18 protein-coding genes are annotated in these 25303 nt (G+C 37.1%); all 18 read right to left on the bottom strand.

What is annotated here, in order from left to right; genetic code table 11:
• Nucleotides 1–214: 214 nt before the first annotated feature.
• The 18 genes from dnaI to CD138_RS09190 all read right to left on the bottom strand — a co-directional run bounded on the left by dnaI (nucleotide 215) and on the right by CD138_RS09190 (nucleotide 25293).
• Complete coding sequence (dnaI, locus tag CD138_RS09275; RefSeq protein ID WP_019169469.1) at nucleotides 215–1138, bottom strand: primosomal protein DnaI; 924 nt, start codon at nucleotides 1136–1138, stop codon at nucleotides 215–217.
• Nucleotides 1138–2511, bottom strand: a complete 1374-nt coding sequence (dnaB, locus tag CD138_RS09270; protein ID WP_019169468.1) for a replicative helicase loading/DNA remodeling protein DnaB — start codon at nucleotides 2509–2511, stop codon at nucleotides 1138–1140. The genes dnaI and dnaB overlap by 1 nt, the downstream gene beginning before the upstream one ends.
• A gap of 3 nt (nucleotides 2512–2514) precedes the next feature.
• Complete coding sequence (nrdR, locus tag CD138_RS09265; RefSeq protein WP_019165113.1) at nucleotides 2515–2982, bottom strand: transcriptional regulator NrdR; 468 nt, start codon at nucleotides 2980–2982, stop codon at nucleotides 2515–2517.
• Between the two features lie 233 nt (nucleotides 2983–3215).
• The gene (locus CD138_RS09260; protein ID WP_019169467.1) at nucleotides 3216–4232 is read right to left on the bottom strand and encodes a glyceraldehyde-3-phosphate dehydrogenase; all 1017 of its coding nucleotides are present in this window, start codon (nucleotides 4230–4232) and stop codon (nucleotides 3216–3218) included.
• A 205-nt stretch (nucleotides 4233–4437) separates the two neighbouring features.
• The gene (gene coaE / locus CD138_RS09255) at nucleotides 4438–5061 is read right to left on the bottom strand and encodes a dephospho-CoA kinase (RefSeq protein WP_019169466.1); all 624 of its coding nucleotides are present in this window, start codon (nucleotides 5059–5061) and stop codon (nucleotides 4438–4440) included.
• Between the two features lie 4 nt (nucleotides 5062–5065).
• Nucleotides 5066–5947 (bottom strand): bifunctional DNA-formamidopyrimidine glycosylase/DNA-(apurinic or apyrimidinic site) lyase, encoded by an 882-nt coding sequence (mutM, locus tag CD138_RS09250; RefSeq protein ID WP_019169465.1) that lies wholly within the window; start codon nucleotides 5945–5947, stop codon nucleotides 5066–5068.
• A gap of 19 nt (nucleotides 5948–5966) precedes the next feature.
• The gene (gene polA / locus CD138_RS09245) at nucleotides 5967–8594 is read right to left on the bottom strand and encodes a DNA polymerase I (protein ID WP_096559684.1); all 2628 of its coding nucleotides are present in this window, start codon (nucleotides 8592–8594) and stop codon (nucleotides 5967–5969) included.
• A gap of 238 nt (nucleotides 8595–8832) precedes the next feature.
• Nucleotides 8833–10533 (bottom strand): two-component system histidine kinase PnpS, encoded by a 1701-nt coding sequence (gene pnpS, locus CD138_RS09240; RefSeq protein WP_019169462.1) that lies wholly within the window; start codon nucleotides 10531–10533, stop codon nucleotides 8833–8835.
• Entirely contained in the window at nucleotides 10534–11238 is a 705-nt protein-coding gene (locus CD138_RS09235) for a response regulator transcription factor (RefSeq protein WP_019169461.1), read from the bottom strand. It abuts the gene before it with no gap.
• Nucleotides 11239–11681: 443 nt separating this feature from the next.
• Nucleotides 11682–12986, bottom strand: coding sequence for an NADP-dependent isocitrate dehydrogenase (gene icd, locus CD138_RS09230; RefSeq protein ID WP_373364647.1), 1305 nt, complete (start codon nucleotides 12984–12986; stop codon nucleotides 11682–11684).
• 4 nt (nucleotides 12987–12990) lie between these two features.
• Nucleotides 12991–14109, bottom strand: coding sequence for a citrate synthase (locus CD138_RS09225; protein WP_019169459.1), 1119 nt, complete (start codon nucleotides 14107–14109; stop codon nucleotides 12991–12993).
• A gap of 419 nt (nucleotides 14110–14528) precedes the next feature.
• Nucleotides 14529–16289, bottom strand: coding sequence for a pyruvate kinase (gene pyk / locus CD138_RS09220; RefSeq protein ID WP_019169458.1), 1761 nt, complete (start codon nucleotides 16287–16289; stop codon nucleotides 14529–14531).
• Between the two features lie 18 nt (nucleotides 16290–16307).
• Nucleotides 16308–17276: a 6-phosphofructokinase gene (pfkA, locus tag CD138_RS09215; RefSeq protein WP_019169457.1), complete on the bottom strand. Its 969-nt coding sequence runs from the start codon at nucleotides 17274–17276 to the stop codon at nucleotides 16308–16310.
• A gap of 644 nt (nucleotides 17277–17920) precedes the next feature.
• Complete coding sequence (locus CD138_RS09210; protein ID WP_019169456.1) at nucleotides 17921–18865, bottom strand: acetyl-CoA carboxylase carboxyltransferase subunit alpha; 945 nt, start codon at nucleotides 18863–18865, stop codon at nucleotides 17921–17923.
• Nucleotides 18865–19725: an acetyl-CoA carboxylase, carboxyltransferase subunit beta gene (gene accD / locus CD138_RS09205; RefSeq protein WP_019169455.1), complete on the bottom strand. Its 861-nt coding sequence runs from the start codon at nucleotides 19723–19725 to the stop codon at nucleotides 18865–18867. The genes CD138_RS09210 and accD overlap by 1 nt, the downstream gene beginning before the upstream one ends.
• Before the next feature lie 44 nt (nucleotides 19726–19769).
• Nucleotides 19770–21002, bottom strand: coding sequence for an NADP-dependent malic enzyme (ystJ, locus tag CD138_RS09200; RefSeq protein WP_019169454.1), 1233 nt, complete (start codon nucleotides 21000–21002; stop codon nucleotides 19770–19772).
• Nucleotides 21003–21144: 142 nt separating this feature from the next.
• The gene (locus CD138_RS09195) at nucleotides 21145–24336 is read right to left on the bottom strand and encodes a DNA polymerase III subunit alpha (protein WP_019169453.1); all 3192 of its coding nucleotides are present in this window, start codon (nucleotides 24334–24336) and stop codon (nucleotides 21145–21147) included.
• A 24-nt stretch (nucleotides 24337–24360) separates the two neighbouring features.
• On the bottom strand, nucleotides 24361–25293 hold the full coding sequence (locus CD138_RS09190; protein ID WP_019169452.1) for a DHH family phosphoesterase: 933 nt from the start codon (nucleotides 25291–25293) through the stop codon (nucleotides 24361–24363).
• Between the last annotated feature and the right edge of the window lie 10 nt (nucleotides 25294–25303).

Genomic DNA, 25303 nt, shown 5'->3' with positions numbered 1-25303 from the left:
TACCTATCCTGTGACATCTCTACATAAGATAACGGTCTTGAGCCGGGTGTTCATTACAAACACCATTTATCTATAGAGGGAGTAACATCGATGACTATGCACTACATTCTCATTCACAGTAGTTCCCTGTACCATAGCGATACCGATATCATATCCTCAAACTTTAGCATCATTATTGATTTATATACATATTATAACGCTAATTTTAAATTTTTCAATGCTTACGATAATTTTCTCCTTCAAGTAAATAAGGCGTACTCAAAGTTTTCACACGTTCCATAATACGTTTCGCTTTCATACGATCCACACCATTTTTCGTATCCGCTAAATGGGCTTCCAACTCTTCTAAATTCATATTTGAGCTGAAAAATGTTGGCAGTTCTTGAATCATACGATAATGTAAAATCGGACCGAGCACTTCATCACGCACCCACGGCGTCATATCTTCAGCACCCAAATCATCTAAAAATAATACGCGCGCTTCACGAACTTGCTCAATCCGTTTTGCAGTCGTACCATCTTTAAAACCATTTTTTAATGTCCGAATAAACTCTGGCACATAAATAATCATGGAAGGAACACGATTATTTTTTAATTCATTTGCAATCGCACCTAGAATAAACGATTTCCCTGTACCAAACTCACCATATAAATAAAAGCCTTTGACCGGACGCTTCTCAATCATTGCATCAATTAAATCATCTAATTGCATGGCTAAGTCTAAACGATTGCGTCGTGTCATATAAATATCTTTAATTTTGGCATTTAACGTATCTGGATGCATGTGGAATGAGGTAATCATACTTTTCGCGTTCTGTTCCTCGTCGTGTCGAATTTTACATGGGCAAGGTTTGTAACGTATTTTAATATGCTGTTGATCGATATAAAGTTCTGGAATGTGGCCTTTCACGAAATTAGGACAATTTTCATACGTATGTGTCCCATCGTAACGCTTTTGTTGATCTTTATATTCCTGCAAAATATTCAGATCTTCCTCAATCATGCGATTCGTGACTTCGGATTGATGTGCCTCTAAAAATGCTTTGACATCTGGATCTGCTAACACTTGTTTTTTGATTTGTTCTATTTTTTGTTCAAAAGCATGATTGCTACCTACGATACTATTAAAACTTTTCATTAATCTTCACCCGCCCTTCTCTTTTGTTCTAATCTTTTTAAGAAAGCTGCACGATCTTTTTCTAACGCTTCTTGATCTTCTTCCTTCTGCGCATATTCTTCTGGGTGCGTCACCCAACGTGGTACTTTTTCTTTTTTGTTATAATAGCTACCATTTGTATTTTGAGAATAGCCTTCTAATCGTTTTTGCTTCGATTTCTCTTGATTTTTTTGAATTTCCATCGCTTTTTCATAGGCAGTACGTGCGTCTGTCACACCACTTTTTTTCCATGTTGAAGCAACAGAATAGACATATTTTTCTGGTAAGTTATTATCCGTTTTTTGCATCACATATTGCAATAATATATTAATGACACCAAAATTAAAGCCTTCACGTTGCACCAATTCTTCCACCATGTCTTTTTGGTAACGTGGCGGCTCAGAACCTCCATATTCCGTAAGCATGACGATGGGACTCGTTTGATCCATTAAAGCAAACCACTCATCCCAATTCGACACTGTTTCTTCATGTGCCTGAGTTGATTGTTCTGAAGTGGTCGCCGTCACTTGTGGTTGCAAAGATGGTAATTGTTGTTGATGTTCCATTAAATAGTAACTCTGTGCTTGTTTACGTAAATCTTTAACCGATAAAGATTGGTCTGCATTGAGCGATTTCAATATGATGGTTTTCATAACATCCGGCGATAAACGATAGAGTGTGGCCAATTGAACGATAAGAGATTTTGTCGGCTCTGATAAGATGGCCTGGCTTACATAATGCGTTTGCAACATATCTGCCAACAATTCAAAATCAAATGTCACATCAGTTAAATCAACGCCATGATATTGTGAAGTTTTGAGTGTTTCATCTGAGGTCACCTTATGTTGCTTAGGTACTTTAAAAACATCCGTAAACTTTTTCGTCACATTAGAAAATCCTGCCAAATCTTGTTGAACGGGCATAAAATAGTTTTTCAATGTATGATACCGTTCTTGTCCGACAACTTCATAAAAATAAATCGACAACATCGGATCATTAAAAAAGCGTTCTGGTGTAGGTGGTGGTATAAGCTCATACACAAATTGCGTCGTATTTTCGGATTGACGAACGAACGTTTTGAGTAACCCGATACCTTCCAACAAATCTAAAAACTCTCTAAAACGAGCGAGACTCAATTTTAATTCCGACATAATTGTATAATGTGTAAACCCTTGATCGAATGTAGCTGACTCAAACTGGTTCAAAAATTGGTACACACCGATCGCTTCAGCACCAATGAGCGGCGTAAATAACCGATTCAAAATATCATAATGTACTGCATGATATTGAAATGGACGCATGACGATAAATCCGTCGTGCGGACTCAACTGATTCTGATACATAAATTGATTCATTCGTTATTCACTCCGCTTGTTTTCTTTCAATATCCCTTGCATGGATTGTAATAATTGATCGACATCTTTAAACTCTCGATATACAGATGCAAAACGAACATAAGATACTTGATCGACATGCATCAATAAATCCATCACATATTCTCCGATATCTCTCGAAGACACTTCCGCAATGCCTTCTTCTCGCAACTTCCATTCGACTTGATTCGTAATTTCTTCTAATTGTTGGAAACGAACCGGTCGCTTTTCACATGAACGCACTAAGCCATTTAATATTTTTTCTCGATTGAACTGTTCGCGGGTCCCATCTTTTTTAACGACAATGAGCGGACTCATTTCTATATGTTCAAAAGTAGTGAAACGTGTACCACAATTGTCACATTCACGCCTTCTTCTAATTGCATTCATATCATCTGCATGTCTCGAATCCACAACTCGAGATTGCGTATGATTGCATTTTGGACATTTCACGACTTTGTCACCTTCTTAGTCATAGTTTTTGTTCCATTATACTATGAAACGACACGATTTCAAAAGTTAGCATGCATAAGTCCAACTATCAATATGTATACCAATCAGTTCTTGAACCTAAAAAACTTTTATAAAGAACACGCCTATTACACTTATTGAATGATAGGCGAAAAGATTTCAAGACAACTAAAAAAGTCGATGATTCATTGTTCATCGACTTCTTTATTAACGATTTATTGTGTTACTGTACTTGGGATTTGAGCAGCGATTTGTTGTAACACATCGACGACTCTTGTTGAATAACCCCATTCATTGTCGTACCAAGCAAGCACTTTGACTTTGCGGTCTCCCATAACAATTGTAGAAGGTGTATCGACAATTGCTGAATGTGCATCGGTTGTAAAATCATCAGACACTAACGGTTCATCTGATACAGCGACAACACCATTTAAATCATTGTCTTTAAATAATTGATTCACTTCTTCTTTCGTTACAGATTGTTTTAAATCTACAACCAAGTCAACGAGTGAAACGTTTTTTGTCGGCACACGTAATGCCATTCCGTGCATTTTGCCTTCAAGTTCAGGTAACACAAGTGCGAGTGCTTTTGCTGCGCCTGTAGATGTTGGAATGATGCTTTCAAAAGCTGCACGTGCACGACGTAAATCTTTATGTGGATTATCTAAATTATTTTGATCATTTGTGACCGCATGTACAGTTGTCATTAAGCCATTTTCGATTCCAAAACGATCATTTAATAACTTTGCAATAGGTGCTAAACAGTTTGTTGTACAAGAGGCATTACTAAAGATGTCATAACGTTCTGTATCGATGTCTTGATCATTTACACCTTTCACAATTGTTTGTACGTCTCCACCTTTTGAAGGTCCTGTTAAAATCACTTTTTTTGCACCTGCTCGAATATGTGCATCCGCTTTATCTCCATGGTTGAATTTACCTGTTGCCTCTACCACAATATCGATATCTAATGCTGCCCAAGGTAAATTTTCGGGATTACGATCTGACACAAGTTTGATTTTTTTACCATTTACTTGTATACCGTCTTCAACCGGTTCAACTGTCTGATCAAAGCGCCCGTGTGTTGTGTCATATTTAATGAGATGTGCAATTGTTTCGGGTGGATAGCTTGCATTTATTGCTACAACCTCTACATCTTCTCTATTTAATGCCACTCTCAAAACCATACGGCCAATACGCCCTAGACCGTTAATCGCAATCTTTGTCGTCATGTTTAAAGCACTCCTTATCAATGTGTTATACTTATATTTAACAGTATATCACATTTGCGTTAAAATGAAACCGTTTTCCACCATTAATTTTTGTTATTGCTTGCTATCAGTTAACACAATCATCAAACGAAAAAAATCAGGAGCCTAGACAAATGCATGTCCAAACTCCTGAATCTATTTTATTATGGATATCCGTTCTTCATTATTATGCTTCCGAGTCGCTCTGATAAGATTCTAAAAATCCTTTGTCCATCAAAATCTGTTCTAAATTTTGCTTTAATTCCAATTTAGTGCCTAAATTATCAATCACCACATCTGCCATTCGACTCTTTTTATCGATAGAAATTTGACTATAAATTCTTGCTTTTGCATCTTCAATAGATAAGTCATTACGCGCCATTAAACGATCGAGTTGAATCGGTTCAGATGCATAAACGAGCCAAACTTCATCTACTGTATCTTCAAGTTGATTTTCAAACAATAGTGGAATATCCATAATGACATGATGACCTTCTGCTAAATATTGGTCACGTTCTTGATTCATCATTTTTCCGACGATTGGGTGAACGATTGCATTGAGTTGCTTTCTTTTTTCATCATCATAAAACACTTGTTGACCTACGTAAGCACGATTCATTTCCCCGTCTTCATTGATAGCTTCATCGCCAAATAATTCCTGAACTTTTTTTAATCCTTCTGTCCCTTTGGCAACTGCTTTTCGTGCAGCAATATCCGCATCAACGATTTTAAAACCATGTATTGCGAGTAATTCTGCCACTGTTGATTTTCCAGTAGCAATTCCACCTGTTAATCCAATGACTTTGGGCATAATTTCACCTTTCCTCACTTTGGCAATTTGGACAAAAATGCGTATTTCGTCCTGAAATAATCATTGTTTCAATCGCTGTATCACAAATGGTACAGCGTTTTTGTTTGTATACTTTTAAATGATCTTGCATGGTACCTCTTTGACCATCCGCATGTACATAATCCGACACACTTGTCCCACCATTTAAAATACCCATTTCTAAAACTTTTACCACACTGTTAAATACCTTTGTCTTTTGCGCGACGGACAAATCTTTCACTTTTCTCTCGGGATGAATTTGTGCATCAAATAATGCTTCACAAGCGTAAATATTTCCACATCCCGAAATGATACGATGATCCAATATAAAGGGCTTAATCGCTTTATTTAAATATTTCTTTTCGTCACTTTTGGCTAAGAAATGGGCCAATGCTTCTTGTTCAAAAGGTTCAGGTGCAATATCTAAAATTGATGGATATGCCTCTAAACTTTCAACGTTACGAATTTCACCAAACCGGCGAATATCAGAATAGACTAATTTGACACCATTTTCTAAATGAAAAACAACTTGCCAATGCTTTCGGAAATTCGGTATCGAAATGTCGTCTAAAGATTGGACAACAAAAAATGCACCTGCCATTCCTAAATGAGAAATCAATGTACGTTCGGCATCCTCTTTTTGGATATGAAATAATATATATTTACTGCGACGTTGCACATCAGTGATTTCAAAACCAACCGTATGTTTCACGAAATCATCAAGGTCTATGCCTTTAATGATCGTTTCTTTCCCTTCTAACTTACCTCGTTTGACTGGTTCGGAAAACGTCACATCCGTAATTTTTTGTTGCATAATGTGAGGCGTAATGCCACGCTTGACATGTTCGACTTCTGGTAATTCTGGCATTGATTGTCATACCTACTTTCTATTTTGCATCATACCACGTTTTTCCATAATCAGACTCCACACTTAATGGGACATCTAATTGTAATGCATGTGCCATAATTTTCTCAACAAATTTGCTAAATGCTTCTACTTCATCTTTTGGCACTTCAAAAATCAATTCATCGTGTACTTGTAATAATAATTTCGCTTTAAACGATGTCTGCTGGACTTCACGATGAAAATGAACCATTGCCAATTTAATAATATCTGCAGCACTTCCTTGAATAGGTGAGTTCATCGCCGTTCGTTCAGCAAATCCGCGTAGGTTAAAATTACGACTCGTAATGTCTGGAATGTAACGACGACGTTTTAACAATGTCTCAACATAACCTTGTTGTTTGGCATCTTGCACAATATTATCCATATAATCTTTGACACCCGGAAAATGGTTCAAGTAGTCGTCAATGAACTGTTGCGCTTCTTTACGTGTAATACCTAAACTTTGGCTGAGTCCATAATCACTAATCCCATATACAATACCAAAGTTGACTGCTTTTGCTTGACGTCGCATTAAGGACGTTACTTCATCTGCCTCAACATTGAACACTTTCATTGCTGTAGTTGTATGGACATCTTCATTGTCATTAAACGCTTGTTGTAACGTAGGGTCCCCTGTAATATGCGCTAAAACACGTAATTCGATTTGCGAGTAATCCGCCGCAAGAATGACGTAATCATCGTGCGTAGATTTAAACGCTTTACGAATTTTACGCCCTTCCTCTAAACGGATTGGAATATTTTGTAAGTTCGGATCGACAGAAGACAAGCGTCCTGTTTGTGCAAGTGTTTGATTAAAGCGCGTATGAATACGGCCGTCATCCCAAATCACTTTTTGTAAACCTTCAACATAAGTTGATTGAAGTTTCGATAACGTACGATACGTTAAAATATAGTCGATAATCGGATGTTCGTTTTGTAATTTTTCAAGCACATCGACCGCTGTAGAATAACCTGTTTTCGTCTTTTTAATGACTGGCAATTCTAGTTTTTCAAATAAAATAACACCCAATTGTTTAGGTGAGTTAATATTAAACGTTTCACCAGCTTGTTCGTGTATTTGTTCTATTAATTGATCGAGCTCTGTTTGAATAACAGTTTCCATCTCTTTTAATGTATCGATATCGGTATGAATTCCAATATACTCCATTTCACTTAAAATTAAAGCCAATGGTAACTCGATTTCCGAAAGTAATGATGCCTGTTCATGGTTTTCTAAAATCGTCATCATTTGCGGTTGCACGACATGAATGGCATCTAAAATGGTAGCGATATGCTTGTCGAGCACGTCATCTTCAGGTATGTGAAAAGTCTTGCCTTTACCATAAATCGACACATCATCTTGTACGAATGTCTCATCAAAGTGTGTCATGACTGATTGTACATCATCAATTGTCCGTGATGGATCGATGATATAACTTGCTAACATCGTATCAAAAACAATATTTTGAATCGCAATGTCTGAACGTTTCATCGCAATATACGTTTTCTTTGCATCATGAACCCATTTTTGTGTCTGATCATCTTTCAGCCAAGCGACTAAATCTGGATGGTCAGTGACTTGATCAAATGGAATCACCACATAATGTTCACCGTCATACAAGCCGAATTTTAATAGATTATCTTTCAAATAGTTTGGACCTGCAACTTCAACGTGAATCGCCGCTTCTGACAATTGTTTAAAATCAACTTTTGACATGTCTGTAATCGGCGCAAAATCCCGACTCCCCGTTGAATGATCCGACTCAACATCAATGCCATCTAGCAATTGACGAAATTCTAGCGACTTAAACAGTTCAATTTTAGCACTTTCATCGATATTTTGAGGTATACGTGTATCTTTCAAAGACACTGTAATCGGACTATCGCAATTAATTGTCGCTAATGTTTTGCTCATTAACGCATCCTCACGACTATTTTCTAATTTTTCTTTCAGTTTTTTACCTGACACTTCGTCGATATGGTCATAAACACCTTCAACAGTTTCGAATTGATTCAACAATTTCATCGCTGTTTTTTCACCAACGCCGGCTACACCTGGAATATTATCTGAACTATCGCCCATTAAGCCCTTTAAATCAATAATTTGTGGCGGTGTCAGTCCATTATATTTTTCGGCAATAAACGCAGGCGTGTAATGATCAACATCTGTCACACCTTTTTTTGTATAATAAATTGTCACTTGCTCTGTCGCGAGTTGCGTTAAATCTCGATCCCCAGTAATAATGATCGTTTGCATACCCGCTTGATCCGCTTCACGACTGAGTGTTCCAATAATGTCATCTGCTTCATAGTTTTCCAGTTCATATCGTTGAATTTGATATACATCAATCAATTGGCGAATGTAAGGGAACTGCTCACTTAATTCAGGAGGCGTTTTTTGACGTCCCCCTTTATAATCTTGATACGTTTCATGTCTAAAAGTCGTTTTTCCTGCATCGAATGCCACAAGAAAATGTGTCGGTTGTTCTTCTTTGATAATCTTTTCTAACAAACGCGCAAAACCATAAACGGCATTTGTATGAATCCCTGCTTTATTTTTTAATAACGGCAATGCATAAAAAGCTCTAAAACTTAAACTATTACCATCAATTAATATCAGTTTGTCCACGTTATTCCCTCCATCGTGATTTGTATCTATTTTATCATAATCCGTATGTATCATGTCGATAAAGCGCGCATCACATTTCACTTCACAACAAGAAATGGAATGCTTATTGTACCATAGTTCATACGATATGACCTTTTCGGTATTTTAAAGCCACGAATAGATTTGCTTATAAAAAACGAGAATAGTATCTCACGTATGGGCTATACGTAATCACTGTTCCCGTTTTGTGAACGTCATATTATTCTGGTAACACCACTTTAAATTTTGAACCTTTTCCGAGTTCCGATTCTACTTCAATATTACCTTGATATGCTTCTATAATGTGTTTAGTAATGGACAATCCTAATCCAGTCCCTCCTGAGTCACGACTTCTCGCCTTGTCTACGCGATAAAATCTTTCAAAAATACGATACTTTTCCTCTTCGCTTATACCAATACCTTGATCGATCACCTCAATAATCGGATGCTGATTTTCTCGATATACTGCTAAAGTGACCGTGCGATTTTCAGGGGAATAGTTTACCGCGTTTGACATTAAATTCACTATAACTTGGGAGATTTTATTTTCGTCAGCCATCGCTATCACATTCGGTTCAATTTGATCAATCAATTGAATCGACTTTTCATTCGCAAGCGGTTGAATCACTGAAAATGAAGATTTGGCCACGTCTGATAAATCAATCATATGCTTTTCTAACGTTGTATTCTGCTCAATTTTCGATAAATCCAATAAATCTTCCACTAATGTTTGGATACGATTGGACTCTTTTAAAATGATATTTAAGAACATATCAAGAGAGGCTTCATCATTTTTCGCACCATCAATTAATGTTTCGGTAAAGCCTTTCATCGATGTAATCGGTGTTTTCAACTCGTGAGATACATTCGCTACAAATTCACTGCGCAAGTTTTCCAGTTTTTTCAATTGTGTAATATCGTGCAATACGATGACCATGCCTTGTAAAGACTTTTTCGTTCGCGATAAAATCGGTACGCATGATGTATCAAAAAATTTCTGATGAATATGGTTGATTGAAATTTCAACTTGCTTGTACATCGCCTTTTCTGTTCGAAACCCTTCAACGACAAGCTGTTTGATCGTTGGATGTAAATAGTGTTCATAGTTTTGATTTTCTACATTTGTTGATACATTGAAAATTTCATAAAACGTCTTATTTGCGATCACGATTTTACCATTTTTATCAATCATCAATATTGCACTTGGAATATTTTCAAGTGTAGTGACAAGACGATTACGTTGGATTTTTTGTTCACTTTTTAATTGCTCTAAACGTCTTGCGAGCACATTGATTGTGACATACAGTTCTCGAAGCTCTTTTACACTACTTTCAGGGAGCCTCACTCGGAAATTGCCTTCAGTAAGGAGAGAGGCTGCGTAGGATACTTCATTAATGGGCTGAATATAAGTTCGGTTAATATAACGTACTGTAAAGAAGATTAGCGCTAAAATAATCATTCCCACGAGTATTAAATATTTCCAAAATTGAAGTTGAAGTTCGTAAACCATATCAAAATGGCCCGTCATTAATATCGTCGTATCCCCTTGTTGATGACCGAACCAATAATAGCCATGTTTGCCATCTAATTGATAAACCGGGTCTGACAATTGAAGTTTACGTAACAAACTATCTTGACGTCCTGCGATAGAAAGATTTCTGTCACCTTTATATGTCGTTGTTTGATTGTTTTCAATAATTTTAATATTGCTTTGATAATGATTAGCAAGTTCTTGAATGTGTCGTTTGTTCCCTTCTTTATAAAAGGCAAGAATTTGTTCAGCATCTTTAAGAAGAGATTTCTTTTCGTATTCAACGGTTTTCGTATAAATACTATTATGTACAATGAAGCCTAATAAGAGAAAACTTACAACAGTAATTGTTGTAAGTATGATTAAAAGTTTGTGATAAAATTTAATCATTTATTTAGGGCGCTCCAATTTGTAACCGAGTCCACGAACGGTTTTAATAAATTGAGGTTGTTTTGGATTTTCTTCTAATTTGTCACGTAAATGACTAATATGTACATCGACAATTCGAGAATCACCCGCAAATTCATAGTTCCAAACTGAATTCAACATATGTTCACGTGTAATGACACGACCTTGGCGTTCTACTAAATACAGTAACAACTCAAATTCTTTCGGCGTTAACTCTAATAACTCATCATTTCTATATACTTCAAAAAAGTCAGGACGAATTCGAATACTGCCGATGACGATATCTTCATCCTCTTCTTCATGTCGCACTTGATCAACTAATGATGAGCGGCGAAGGATGGCTTTCACACGCGCTACGACTTCTCTAGGTGAAAATGGTTTCGTCATATAATCGTCTGCCCCCAACTCTAGACCAAGCACACGATCAAATTCGTCATCTTTTGCTGTTAACATTAAAATAGGTACTTGGTTTTTATCAGAGCGAATCGTTTTACATACTTCGATACCATCCTTTTTCGGTAACATTACATCCAATACAATCAAGTCTGGTTTCGTTTCTTTTTCTTTTTGTAAAGCTTCTTCTCCATCTTGGGCCACCTCAACGATATAACCCGATTGTTCGAGGTTGTATTTGAGCAAAGTGACAATGGATTGTTCGTCATCAACGACAAGTACTCTTTGAGCCATATATGTACCTCCTTATTATGATTAAGTTCATTATACCTTAAAATACGTTTAAAAATAATATATCATTTAGCATCTTTACAATAACTTAACTTTTGATTAATAAAATCAAAATTGAGGTTGTGGTAGGACATAAATTTTAATAGTCTTATTTCGATATATTTCCAACAAATTGGCCTTATGTATTAGTTGTTAAATTTCCACAATTGCTGTCAGTGCTCGTATTCCTAGGTGACTTGCATTAACTTATTTCAGCTTGATTATAGTCCTCACATAAAGGTTACCGAATTGAATTTTCAGGAGCCGTATAGATATCTCCTGTGTAACAAAGAGGTCATCGTACCGCTCCCGCAAGGTTGACTTGACTTCTCATATGCACAGGCATTGCAAATAAGAAACGAGGCCGGAACAATGATATGCCCAGCCTCGCGTGTTGAGTGATATGATTATAAGTTTTTGATTAATTCATCTGCAAATTCTGATGTTTTCACTTCAGTTGCACCGTCCATTAAACGTGCAAAGTCATAAGTGACCACTTTTGAAGCAATTGTTTTTTCTACAGAATTTGTAATTAAATCAGCAGCTTCTTGCCAACCGATGTGTTCTAATAACATTACACCTGAAAGTAATACTGATGATGGGTTAACTTTATCTAAGTCAGCATATTTCGGCGCTGTACCGTGTGTCGCTTCGAAAATTGCGTGACCTGTTTCAGAGTTGATGTTCGCACCTGGAGCAATACCGATACCGCCCACTTGTGCAGCCAATGCATCTGAAATATAGTCACCGTTCAGGTTCATTGTTGCTACCACATCATGATCAGCTGGACGTGTTAAAATTTGTTGTAAGAAGATATCAGCAATTGAATCTTTAATAATAATTTTACCGTCTTTTTCCGCTTGATCTTGAATTTTGTTCGCTTCGTCTTTACCCTTTTCTTCCACAAGACGATCATATTGTTGCCATGTGAATACTTGATCAGCAAATTCATTTTCAGCTAAATCGTAACCCCATTGTTTGAACGCACCTTCAGTAAACTTCATAATGTTACCTTTATGAACAAGTGTCACTGATTTGCGGTTGTTGTCGATAGCGTATTGAATTGCAGCACGGACTAAACGTTCTGTCCCTTCTTTAGAGACTGGCTTAATACCGATACCTGATGTTTCAGGGAAGCGAATGTTTTTAGCACCCATTTCATTTTGTAAGAAATCAATGACTTTTTTAACTTCTTCGCTACCTTCTTTAAATTCGATACCCGCGTAAATATCTTCAGTATTTTCACGGAAGATGACCATATCTGTTTGTTCCGGATGTTTTACTGGTGAAGGTACACCTTTAAACCAACGAACTGGACGTAAACAGTTAAACAAGTCTAACTCTTGACGTAACGCTACATTCAATGAACGAATCCCACCACCAATTGGCGTTGTTAATGGTCCTTTAATCGCAATTAAATATTCTTTAATTGTATCTAACGTTTCTTTTGGTAACCATTCACCTGTTTGGTCGAATGCTTTTTGACCCGCTAAAACTTCTTTCCAGTCAATTTTTTTCTCACCGTCATAAGCTTTTTCTACGGCAGCATCAATGACACGACTTGCTGCTTTCCAAATATCTGGTCCGATACCGTCACCGATAATAAATGGTACGATAGGTTGATTTGGCACTTGTAATCCGCTGTCCGTTTTTACGATCTTTTCACTCATGTTTAATACCTCCGAATTTTGAAACTTTAATGATTTATTAATGAGATTAGCGCTCTTCAATCGGCACATATTTACGATTAACATCACCGATATAAGTTGCACGTGGGCGCATAATTCTGTTATCTCTTAACTGTTCTAAGATGTGTGCAGTCCAGCCAGATGTACGACTTACTGCAAAAATTGGTGTAAAGAGATCATGTTCAATACCCATGCTGTGGTAAACCGTTGCACTATAGAAATCAACGTTAGGCAATAGACCTTTTTCTTCTTTCATGATTTCTGCAATTTTAACAGAAACATCGAACAATTCACTTTGTCCAGTTTCATTTGTAATTTTTTGGCTCATTTCTTTCAAGTATTTTGCACGTGGATCTCCATTTTTATAAACACGGTGTCCAAAGCCCATCACTTTATCTTTGTTTGCGAACGCTTTTTGTAGGTAGCTTTCAACGTTATCAACTGAACCAATTTCAGTTAACATTTTCATTACACGCTCGTTTGCGCCACCATGTAACGGCCCTTTTAATGATGAAACAGCAGCTGTTACACCTGAATACATATCTGATAATGAAGATACCGCACAACGCGCTGTAAATGCTGAAGCATTTAATTCGTGATCGGCATGTAAAATCAATGCTTTATTAAAACCTTCTACTTCGACATCAGATGGTTTTTCCCCTCTAAGCATATATAAGAAGTTCGCTGCATAGCTTAAAGAAGGATCAGGTTTAACCGGTTCTTTCCCTTCTCTTACTCTTGCAAACGAAGCGACGAGTGATGCGATTTTTGCTTGAATACGTATCGCACGTTCTTGTAATGCTTCTTCATCATTATCATCGGCATTTTCGTCGAAGTGTGCCAAATAAGAAACAGATGTACGTAAAGCCGTCATAGGATGAACTTTATCAGTTGTATATTCTTCAAAATGACTATACATTCTTGGATTTAAAGTCATATATCCAAATAATTTTTCTTTTAATTCAGATAATTCTTGCTTTGTCGGTAATCGATAATTCCACAATAAGAATACAATCTCTTCAAATTGTGCATTTTCAGTTAAGTCATCGATATCATAGCCCGCATATGTAAGTTGGCTATCGATAATTGAACTGATTTTTGTTTCAGCTGCGATTACCCCTTCTAAACCTCTCATTAATTCTGCCATATGAATTTCCCCTTTACTTTATATTCGTTCTTTGTAATGGCTTTCAATAACTATTATAGCCAATATGATACGTTTTGTGAACTTTTTAAGAACTGACATATGTCAGAATAATCTTATAATAATTGGGTTAAAATGATTTCCTTAATTTCTAAAACACTGATATAAAGCGTTTTCTGTTATGTTTTCATCACTAATTTTAGAAAAAACATTGAATCATTTGCATTCATTATCATTAATAATAAAAAGATTTGATGACAGAGTATAAATGTAGAAATATAAATTAAAGTGTAATTAAACTCTTTTATAGTCATTGTAGTGTATGAGAGGACATACATGAATAAACAGCAAATGTAAAAAAGGTCGGTAAGGTATATTGACCTTACCAACCTTTATTTTATTGCATTTCATCGATTTAAAAATTATAGTACGTTCGCATAACCTTCATAAACTTTACCTTGTGTCGCATCTACTGTCACTAATGCGTTGTCTGGAATTGTATCGACGACATTGTCAACTCCCACAACAGTTGGAATACCTTTTTCAAGTCCAATAATTGCACTTGAAGACGTTAATCCAGCTTCTTCAGTCACTAATGCAATAGCTTGATCTAAATACGGAATAATACTTTCGTCAATAGATGGTGTAACGATCACGGCTTGCTCTAAGTCGCGACCTTTTAATTCAGAAGCATTGTTCACAACTACTGTGCGACCTACTGCTGAGTTACGTCCAATACCTTGTCCACTTGCTAAATCTTCACCAACAAGATGTAATTTCATTAAGTTAGTTGTACCCGATTCACCTGTAGGTACACCTGCAATGATAATGAGTAAATCACCATTTTCAACACGTTCAGATTCAATCGCAGTGGCTACAGAATTGTTTAATAATTCATCTGTCGTAAAGTTACCTTCACGAACAACTGGATAAACACCCCATACAAGTGTACATTGACGTGCTGTTGTTTCAAATGGAGTCACCGCGATAATATCAGATTTTGGTCTGTATTTAGAAATCGTACGCGCAGTTTTACCACTTTCTGTTGCAGCGACGATTGCTTTAACACTTAAGTTTAAAGCCGTATGAGCTGCAGACACACCTATCGCGTTCACAAGTGATGTTTCAACAAGTTTTGTGCGATCTGATAACAGTTGCTTATAGTTTTGTGCTTGTTCAGCAGCAACTGCGATATCATGCATTGCTTTAACTGCTTCTTCAGGATAAGCCCCTGCAGCAGTTTCCCCTGAAAGCATGACTGCATCAGTACCATCGTAAATTGCATTGGCAACGTCTGATGCTTCTGCACGTGTCGCACGAGGATTACGTTGCATAGAGTCTAACATTTGTGTCGCAGTAATCACTGGTTTACCAAGTTTATTACATTTACGAATTAATTCTTTTTGAACAATCGGCACTGCTTCTGGTGGAATTTCAACACCCATATCCCCTCTGGCTACCATTAAGCCGTCAGAAACTTCAAGAATTTCATCAATATTATCAATACCTTCTTGGTTTTCAATTTTAGGGATAATGCTAATCGTGCGGTTGCCCACTTCTTCTAAAATTTTACGGATTTCTAAAACGTCACTTGCACGACGCACGAAACTTGCTGCAATAAAGTCAACGTCTTGTTCAATACCAAAACGAATATCTTGCGCGTCTTTATCAGTAATACCAGGTAAATTTACACGAACACCTGGTAAGTTTACACCTTTTTTATTTTTAAGTTCACCTGTATTTAATACCTTACAGTGTACTTCGCCTGCTGCGTGATCAATAGATTCCACTTCAAGTTCAATCAATCCATCATCTAAGAGAATAAATGAGCCTACTTCAACATCATTAATTAAATTTTCGTATGTGACAGAGAACTTTTCCGCTGTACCTTCAACTTCATGCATACTCACGATGACATGTGAACCTTTTTCAAGTGTAATAATACCATCTTTCATGTCATGTGTACGGATTTCAGGTCCTTTTGTATCAAGTAAGATACCAATATTTTTCTCTAACTTTTTCGCTATTTTACGAATTGAACGAATACGTGCTGCATGTTCATCATGTGAACCATGTGAAAAGTTTAATCGCGCAACGTTCATACCTGCTTTCATTAACTTTTCTAACATATCTTCTGATTCTGATGCTGGTCCAATCGTACAAACGATTTTAGTTTTTTTCATTGGAAATGCCTCCTAAAATTATATCGATAATTCTTCTGTTAAACCTAACATACGTTGGTTAATTTGACGTTCTGATGTTTTGAAAATATCATCAAAATTTGTCGCTACTAAGCGGTTATCTTTAATTCCGACACCTTTAGCCGTTTCGCCGTTAAGTAAAAGCTCAACAGCGTAGCCACCTAAACGTGATGCAAGTACACGGTCTGCACCAGTTGGGCTTCCACCACGTTGAATATGACCGAGAACAGATACACGTGCATCAACATTAATATATTTCGTTAGTTCTGATGCACACATATCACCAGTCATACATCCTTCTGCAACGATGATGATAGAATGTTTTTTACCTCTATCGATACCGTGTTGAATTTTTTCAGCGATATCTTTAATATCTGTCTCTGTTTCGGGTAAAATAATTGTTTCAGCGCCTACAGCTAAACCTGACCATAATGCTAAATCTCCGCAGTCACGACCCATCACTTCAATGATAAAAGTACGTGCGTGGCTTGAAGCAGTATCTCGGATTTTGTCCACAGATTCAATAATTGTATTGAGCGCCGTATCAAAACCAATTGTAAAATCAGTACCATTAATATCATTATCAATTGTACCTGGAATACCAATCGTTTGAATTTCTTTACATTCTTCACTAATGCGTTGTGCACCGCGGTAACTTCCGTCGCCACCAATAACGACTAAGCCTTCAATACCACGCTTTCTAAGGTTTTCAATCCCTTTTTGGCGCACTTCTTTTTCCTTAAATTCTGGGCAACGTGCTGAATATAAGAAAGTACCACCGCGTTGGATAATATCACCCACTGAACCTAACTCTAGTTTGCGAATATCATCATTGATTAACCCTAAATACCCTTGATACACACCATAGACTTCAATATTGTGATAAAGCGCTTTTCTTACAACTGCTCGAATTGCTGCATTCATCCCCGGAGAATCTCCGCCACTTGTTAAAACTGCAATTTTTTTCATGTAGACATACCCTTTCTTGCATAGTTGTTAAGTTAAAAATACCACAATTTCATTGCGCATTCCATCAAAAAAAGATACAAAAATGAATGAAAACGGTTTAATTAAATGAATTCATCAATCCGCCATATTTCATGTTTTCATAGCACTTTCATACCATTGAAAAAGCAATTTCAATCACACTTCGCTCTCTCATGGGTGTATATTTGTTATACCCAAAAATAAGCTTTTTAATATTTTTTGTCAATATTGAATTATGGATTACTCACAGGTCTTCCATAGTGATTTTCAACATACAACTTTGCTTTTTACTCCACTATTCATTATAGTTGCCACAATTGTTTTTGTATACAACTACAAAATAACACTATTGACAACAAATAATTTTGAATGAGATTATTTTTTAACGCAGTAATTGTCTAGTAATGGGACATAAAAATCTTTAATTGGCCTACCTTGATATATTTTCACAATTGCAATCTTGGACTCGCGTTTCTTTCGGGATCTGTTGAGAACACAAGGATGAGTTCTGCAATCTAAAAACGATGCAATAAAAAAGGTTTTGTACACATTAACTTAATTCTACAAATCAAAAAAGTATGGGTACCTCGATCATACCAAGGCACTCATACTTTTTTCACTCAAAACTATTCAACATACGAACCAATATTTCGGAATTTCTCAAAACGATCTTCTTTAATATCAGCAGGTGTCATATTTTCAAACGATGCTAAATGTTTGGTAAACTTTTGCTTAATACGTTTCGCCAACATTTCAACGTCGTGATGCGCACCTCCTAAAGGCTCTTTCACCACTTCATCAATAATGTTCAATTCTAATAAATCATAAGCTGTAATTTTCATTGTCTCTGCTGCAATTTTAGCGAGAGAACTATCTTTCCATAAAATACCTGCCGCGCCTTCAGGTGAAATAACAGAATATGTACTGTTTTCTAACATCAATAATCGATTGCTCACACCAAGACCAAGTGCGCCGCCGCTTCCACCTTCACCGATAACAATAGAAATTACAGGTACTGTTAGCCCAGCCATTGAAACGAGGTTACGTGCAATTGATTCACTTTGACCACGTTCTTCAGCAGCTTTACCAGGATATGCACCTTTTGTATCGATAAATGTAAAAATAGGACGGTTAAACTTTTCAGCTTCCTTCATCAATCTTAACGCTTTTCGATAACCTTCAGGATGTGCCATACCAAAGTTACGGTAAATATTATCTTTCGTATCTTTTCCACGTTGTTGACCAATAACTGTCACGGGTTTACCATTGAAATACGCTAACCCTCCTACAATGGCAGGATCATCTCTAAAGTTTCGATCACCATGCAATTCGATAAAATCATCAAAAATGTATGGAATGTAGTCTAATACAGTCGGTCTTTCTGGCAATCTTGCAATTTGAACACGATCCCACGGTTTTAAGGACGTATAAATCTTTTCTTTTTCTGTTTGCAATGCGGCTTCAAGTATTTCGATTTCGTCTGATAAATCGACATCATTTTTGGCTTGTGTTTCTTTCAATGATTCAATTTTAGTTTTTATATCTTGGATTGGCTTTTCAAAATCAAGCATTACTTTTCCACCTCACGATGCATATCAAATAACGTCGCTAATGTTTTTTTCATTTCGCTTCGATGCACAACTTTATCGAGCTGCCCATGTTCTAATAAAAATTCAGCTGTTTGGAAATCATCTGGTAATTTTTCATTAATGGTTTGCTCAATCACACGTCGTCCTGCAAAACCTATTAATGCTTTCGGTTCTGCTAAGTTAATATCACCGACAGATGCAAAACTTGCAGACACACCGCCTGTTGTTGGATGCGTCATATAGGAAATGAATAATAAACCTGCATCAGAATGTCTTTCTAATGATACACTTGTTTTAGCCATTTGCATGAGTGAAATAATCCCTTCTTGCATACGCGCACCACCTGATGCAGTAAACAAGACGAATGGCAAGCGTTCCTCTGTACAATGGTCAACAATGCGACAAATTTTTTCACCCACAACGGATCCCATACTGCCCATTCTAAATCTTGGATCCATCACACCGATACCAAATTTAATGCCATTGAGTTCTGCAGTTCCTGTGATGATGGCTTCATTTAATCCTGTTTTCTCTTGGTCTTTTTCAACCTTCTCTTCATAGCCAGGAAAGTTTAATGGATTTGCAGAGGTCATCCCTTTATCAAATTCTTCAAAAGTTCCATTATCGGCAATGGCTTCAATACGACCATAAGCTGATAATTGAATATGATGATCACAATTAAAACATACATTCAAATTTTCAGTGAGCTCTTTTGTGTACATAATTTTTTTACAGTTTGGACATTTGGTCATTATGCCTTCAGGAACATCATTTTGTTTCGAATCTTGAACCGTAACATATTTTTTCTTTTTAGAATTACGGTTAAAAAAGTCTTTAAACATCTTTATTACCTCCACTTTTCCATCGGCTATCAATCAAGTTTGTGTTATTTCTTCAAGTCAGTGAGTGATAACGTCTTCTCGTATACATCATCTGGATCGACTTCTATACGTGCGACACCTGATTCCATCGCAGCACGTGCCACTTCTCTTGCAACAGACGGCGCGACACGGTAATCAAATGGACCAGGAATGACATAATCTGGGTTACGCTCTTCATCTGTAATTAAGTTAGCAATTGCTTCAACTGCTGCACGTTTCATCTCTTCGTTAATATGTGTCGCACGCACATCTAATGCACCACGGAAAATACCTGGGAATGCTAAAACATTATTAATTTGGTTTGGAAAGTCAGAACGCCCTGTTCCGATCACTTTAGCACCAGCATGTTTCGCCTTATCTGGTGTAATTTCAGGATTTGGATTTGCCATTGCAAAAATAATAGCGTCATCATTCATAGATTTCACCATTTCTTCAGAGAGTGCGTCTGCAACAGAAACACCAATGAAAACATCTGCACCTTCAATGACATCGACCAATTTCCCTTCGACTTTATCTTTATTCGTCCATTTTGCTACAGTATCTTTCGTTTCATTCATACCATATGGACGACCTTCATAAATCGCACCTTTCGAATCGCACATAATCATATGACGGACGCCATATGAATACAGTAATTTCACAATCGCAATACCAGCAGCACCTGCACCGTTAAGGACGACTTTAATGTCTGCTAAGTCTTTATCAACGATACGTAACGCATTGACCAAACCTGCCACAGTTACAATCGCAGTCCCGTGTTGATCATCATGAAAAACAGGAATTTTTGTTTCTTTTTTCAAACGCTCTTCAATTTCAAAACAGCGCGGTGCAGAAATGTCCTCTAAATTAACGCCACCAAAGTTAGGTTCCACGAGTTTCACAGTACGAATAATTTCTTCTGTGTCATTTGTTGCGAGTGACAATGGAAATGCATCGACGCCTGCAAAACTTTTAAAAAGTACCGCTTTCCCCTCCATTACTGGGATACTCGCTTCAGCACCGATATTTCCAAGCCCTAAAACGGCAGTACCATCAGAAATAACAGCAACCATATTACTTTTCATTGTATAATCGTATACACGACTCGGTCTTTCATGTATGTCCTTACAAGGTTCCGCTACACCTGGAGAATAGGCTAAGCTTAGTTCCTCTTTATTCGTTACCTTAACTTTTGGACTAACGGCTAATTTGCCATGATTTTCTTTATGCATTTGCAGTGCATCATCTCTTAAGGACATTGATAATCATCTCCCATATTCAAATTCCAACTTTATGTTAAGTCCTCTTTTAATCGCCATTATACTATAGCACATTATATACGCATATCAAAGTCAGCTTTAATCCTTATATTATCGCTTACCTGCGCAAAATACCACCTCATTATAACAAACGGATATGTTCAGGTTCAATCATTGATAAAAGTGCATCTAAATGGGTATTTGGTTGTAATAAATATCCTTTAAATAGAAATGTATGATCACTTTCTTGATATTGATACACTGCAACACCATTGTTGATTGGCGTTTGAGTTAAAAACTGTTGTTGTAGCACATCTGTCATACCTTCTCGAATCACAATTTTACGTGTTTGCTGTCTTTTCTCTGTTTCAAAGGCTTCTAAAGTGGTCAATCGGTCAATAATCAATTGCAGTTTATCATGCCTTTTTTCAAACTTGCCCCAAATGATATAGAACTTTGATGTCTCTAAAGTGCCAGTTAACTGCTGATACGTTTTTGGAAATAGGACACCATCTATTGTTGATATTCCATCATTCAGCTCAACAAAAGCCATTTGCTGACCTTGCTTTGTTCGAATCACCCGCACAGCATCTAAAGTAACGAGTATCGGTTGCTGCGTTGCTTGAGCATGAAGTTGAAAAATACCAAGATATTGCTTTTCGTTAAATGCTTTTTCAACTGGGTGTGCTGTGACATAAAAGCCTAAATATTGTTTTTCATAATCACTTAACTGTTGACTTGGCATTTCTTCAGTTTCTGCATATTCTTGTTTAATCGTTGCGACACTTGCTAGGAGATCAGTATCGATACTGAAATCTGTATCCGACACCTTATCAATCGATTGTAATAATGTTGCACGATTTTTCCCAAAACAATCCATTGCCCCCGTTAAGATCAGTGCTTCTAATGTACGACGTGTTCTTAATCGTCCAGGAATACGATCACAAAAATCAAAAAAGTCTTTAAATGGACCTTGTTCACGTCTCTCACTCATAATTGTTTGAACAGTTTGATAACCAACACCTTTAATTGCACCTAATGAAATATAGACGCCTTCACGTGTTGCGACATACCGCCATTGACTTTTATTAATATGAGGACCATGAATTGTAATCTGTTGCTGTTTGGCTTCTTGAATCATCATATTCGTTTTCGTTTCATTACCGATCACGTTACTTAAAATATTGGCATAAAAATAAGCAGGATAATGCACTTTTAAATAAGTCATGATGTAGGCAATTTTTGAATAACTGACTGCATGCGCACGTGGAAAACCATAGTCCGCAAACTTTAAGATCAAATCAAAAATCTGACCGCTCAAAGCTTCTGCATACCCTTTTTCTTTGGCACCATCAATGAAATGTTGACGCTCATTTTCAAGGACTTCTCTATTTTTTTTACTCATCGCACGACGTAAAATGTCCGCTTCACCATAAGAAAACCCTGCAAACTGACTCGCAATCTGCATGATTTGTTCTTGGTAAATAATCACCCCGTATGTACGTTTTAAAATCGGCTCCAAATCTGGATGTAAATACGTCACTTGGCTTGGATCATGACAACGACGAATGTACGTTGGAATTTCTTCCATTGGCCCCGGGCGATAAAGCGACGTCACCGCAACAATATCTTCAAAATGTTCGGGCTGTAATTTTTGTAATACACGCCGTACCCCTTCAGATTCGAGTTGGAAAATACCTGTCGTATCACCACGAGACAACAACTCAAATACGTGCGCATCATCAAAAGGAATTTGTTCAATATCGATGTCGACTTTCAAATCACGTGCCACTTGTTTAATGATTTGATGTATGATGGTTAAGTTCCGCAAGCCTAAAAAGTCGATTTTTAATAGACCAATACGTTCTGCCTCAGTCATCGTCCATTGTGTCAGTAATCCCGTCTCCCCCTCAGTGAGCGGAATAGACCGATAAAGCGGTTGGTCGTTGACTATCACACCTGCCGCATGTGTCGACGTATTACGAGGTAACCCTTCTAATTTTTTACAGTATTCAAACCATCGTTCATGACGATGATTTCGATGTACAAATGCTTTGAAACGTTCCTCTTGATAAGCTTCATCTAATGTGACCCCAAGCTTACTTGGAATTAATTTAGATGCTTCACTTAAAGTCGCTTCATCAAAACCCATCACCCGACCGACATCGCGTGCAACAGCTTTCGTAAGTAAATGGCCAAACGTCACAATGCCAGCAACGCGATAATCACCATATTTTTGTTGTACATATTGAATGACTTTTTCACGCTGCGTATCTTCAAAGTCGATATCGATATCCGGCATCGTCACACGCTCAGGGTTCAAAAATCGTTCAAACAGCAAATCATATTGAAGCGGATCAATGGTCGTGATATTTAATAAATAACTCACTAATGAACCCGCTGAAGAGCCCCGTCCAGGACCGACCATGACGCCGTTTGATTTTGCATAACGAATCAAGTCACTAACGATTAAAAAATAATCCGCATAGCCCATTTGTGTAATGACGTCGTATTCATATTTTAAACGCTCACGGTACTGTGGTTCTGTTAAGTCAAAATTGACCAGTGCGCGCTCTAACTCAGCCCATAAGTAGGCATTAGCTGAACTGCCATCTGGTGTCACAAATTCAGGTAACAATGCTTGATGATACTCCAGTTTTGCATCACACATATTCGCAATTTCATCTGTCCGTGCGAGCCATTCTTCCGCATACTGTTGTTCATATAAGGCATCAATATCATAAATATGTTCAGTGGGTGTTTCGTATGAATCCACCAAATTTACTTTCGTATTATCACGAATCGCATGTAGTACTTTTAATGTATTTTTGTCTTCCGCTTTTTCATAGTAAGCTGCTTGCATCAATACTTTTGGCAATGCACCATCTACGGCAGATTGATGATCAATATAACACGTGGCACCGTTCGGCATCTCATCTTGCCAATGCTTTTCTTGATTCGTCATATTTTTAAAAATGACCACTGTATCATTAAACAAATCTTTCTTTTCATAAATCGACACATGTTTCATACGATTCACTTTAATGTCAGAGGACAATTTAAATAAATTTTTCAATCCTTCATTATTTTTAGCGATGACGACAGCTTCTAATACATTCAATTGATCAGTGAGATAAACGGTCATCCCTAATAAAGGTTTCATGCCATGCGCGATACACGCATCGTAAAACTGAGGTACCCCATACATGACATTCAAGTCGGTAATCGCGATGGCTGAATATCCTAATTCCATAGTACGTTGAACGGCGCCTTCGATTGTAATACTTGAATTTAAAAGGTCATAAGCCGTATGAATATTTAAATGTGCAACCATCGTTAAGTCACCTTCTTTAACCTGTTATAGTTTTTGACGTAGTGCTTGGGTCAATAATTCAAATTCATCCCATGTACTGACGGACACACCCGAAGCATTTGGATGACCCCCACCACCAAAATCAGCTGCAACGTCATTAATTGTAATTTCTTTTGAACGAATGCGACAGCGAATATCTTCACCTTCATCTACTGCAAACACCCATATTTTCAAGCCTTTCAAATCAGCCACTGCATTGACATATAACGACGCTTCATTGGGCTTAATGTTGAATTGCTTTAATACATCATGCGTAATTTTCACTTGGCAAAAGCCATCATCAAAAAGTTGGAAATTTTGCAGTACATAGCCATGAAACGGCATTAACCTTGGATCTTTCTCACCAAGTTGATTCAATAATCGATTGTGATGAATGTCATACTGTAATAACTGACTTGCAATCGTCATCGTTTTAGGCGACGTATTATTGAAGAAAAAGCGTCCAGTATCACCGACAATTCCTAAATATAATGCACTCGCGATTTTTTCATTCATTAACGCCAAGTCGTTAGAACCTTGTATGAAATCGAAAATCATCTCACTTGTAGATGAAGCCGTTACATCAACATCATTGATTTCTGCATACGCATCTACTGGAGGATGATGGTCAATTTTAATGAGTGCCTTGCCGAAATCGTAACGGACATCATCAATACGTGCAGCATTGGCCGTGTCACACACAATGACAAGTGCCTCATCATATCGCTCATCATCAATCGTATCCAATGTTCCCATAAATGCAAGCGTGGGTTCTTCCGTTCCAACAGCATATATATTTTTAGTCGGATATTTCACTTTAAGGTATTCTTTTAATCCAAACTGTGAGCCTAACGCATCCGGGTCAGGTCGTACATGACGGTGAATAATAATGGTGTCATATTGTTGAATTTGTTTTTGAATTTCTTGAATAAATTGCATACTTAACGCT

The organism is Staphylococcus intermedius NCTC 11048 (assembly GCF_002902385.1).
GTDB classification, from domain to species: Bacteria; Bacillota; Bacilli; order Staphylococcales; family Staphylococcaceae; genus Staphylococcus; species Staphylococcus intermedius.
Note: the sequence above shows the minus strand (reverse complement) of the source record. Positions and strands in the feature narration are given on the sequence as shown.

Excerpts from the sequence above, each read along its gene's own strand:
- pfkA (WP_019169457.1), bottom strand. The coding sequence starts at position 17,276 with ATGAAAAAAATTGCAGTTTTAACAAGTGGCGGAGATTCTCCGGGGATG.
- mutM (WP_019169465.1), bottom strand. The coding sequence starts at position 5,947 with ATGCCAGAATTACCAGAAGTCGAACATGTCAAGCGTGGCATTACGCCT.
- coaE (WP_019169466.1), bottom strand. The coding sequence starts at position 5,061 with ATGCCCAAAGTCATTGGATTAACAGGTGGAATTGCTACTGGAAAATCA.
- pnpS (WP_019169462.1), bottom strand. The coding sequence starts at position 10,533 with ATGATTAAATTTTATCACAAACTTTTAATCATACTTACAACAATTACT.
- dnaB (WP_019169468.1), bottom strand. The coding sequence starts at position 2,511 with ATGAATCAATTTATGTATCAGAATCAGTTGAGTCCGCACGACGGATTT.
- CD138_RS09235 (WP_019169461.1), bottom strand. The coding sequence starts at position 11,238 with ATGGCTCAAAGAGTACTTGTCGTTGATGACGAACAATCCATTGTCACT.
- CD138_RS09225 (WP_019169459.1), bottom strand. The coding sequence starts at position 14,109 with ATGGCAGAATTAATGAGAGGTTTAGAAGGGGTAATCGCAGCTGAAACA.
- pyk (WP_019169458.1), bottom strand. The coding sequence starts at position 16,289 with ATGAAAAAAACTAAAATCGTTTGTACGATTGGACCAGCATCAGAATCA.
- CD138_RS09210 (WP_019169456.1), bottom strand. The coding sequence starts at position 18,865 with ATGCTTGATTTTGAAAAGCCAATCCAAGATATAAAAACTAAAATTGAA.
- dnaI (WP_019169469.1), bottom strand. The coding sequence starts at position 1,138 with ATGAAAAGTTTTAATAGTATCGTAGGTAGCAATCATGCTTTTGAACAA.
- ystJ (WP_019169454.1), bottom strand. The coding sequence starts at position 21,002 with ATGTCCTTAAGAGATGATGCACTGCAAATGCATAAAGAAAATCATGGC.
- CD138_RS09195 (WP_019169453.1), bottom strand. The coding sequence starts at position 24,336 with ATGGTTGCACATTTAAATATTCATACGGCTTATGACCTTTTAAATTCA.
- CD138_RS09190 (WP_019169452.1), bottom strand. The coding sequence starts at position 25,293 with ATGCAATTTATTCAAGAAATTCAAAAACAAATTCAACAATATGACACC.
- CD138_RS09260 (WP_019169467.1), bottom strand. The coding sequence starts at position 4,232 with ATGACGACAAAGATTGCGATTAACGGTCTAGGGCGTATTGGCCGTATG.
- accD (WP_019169455.1), bottom strand. The coding sequence starts at position 19,725 with ATGTTTAAAGACTTTTTTAACCGTAATTCTAAAAAGAAAAAATATGTT.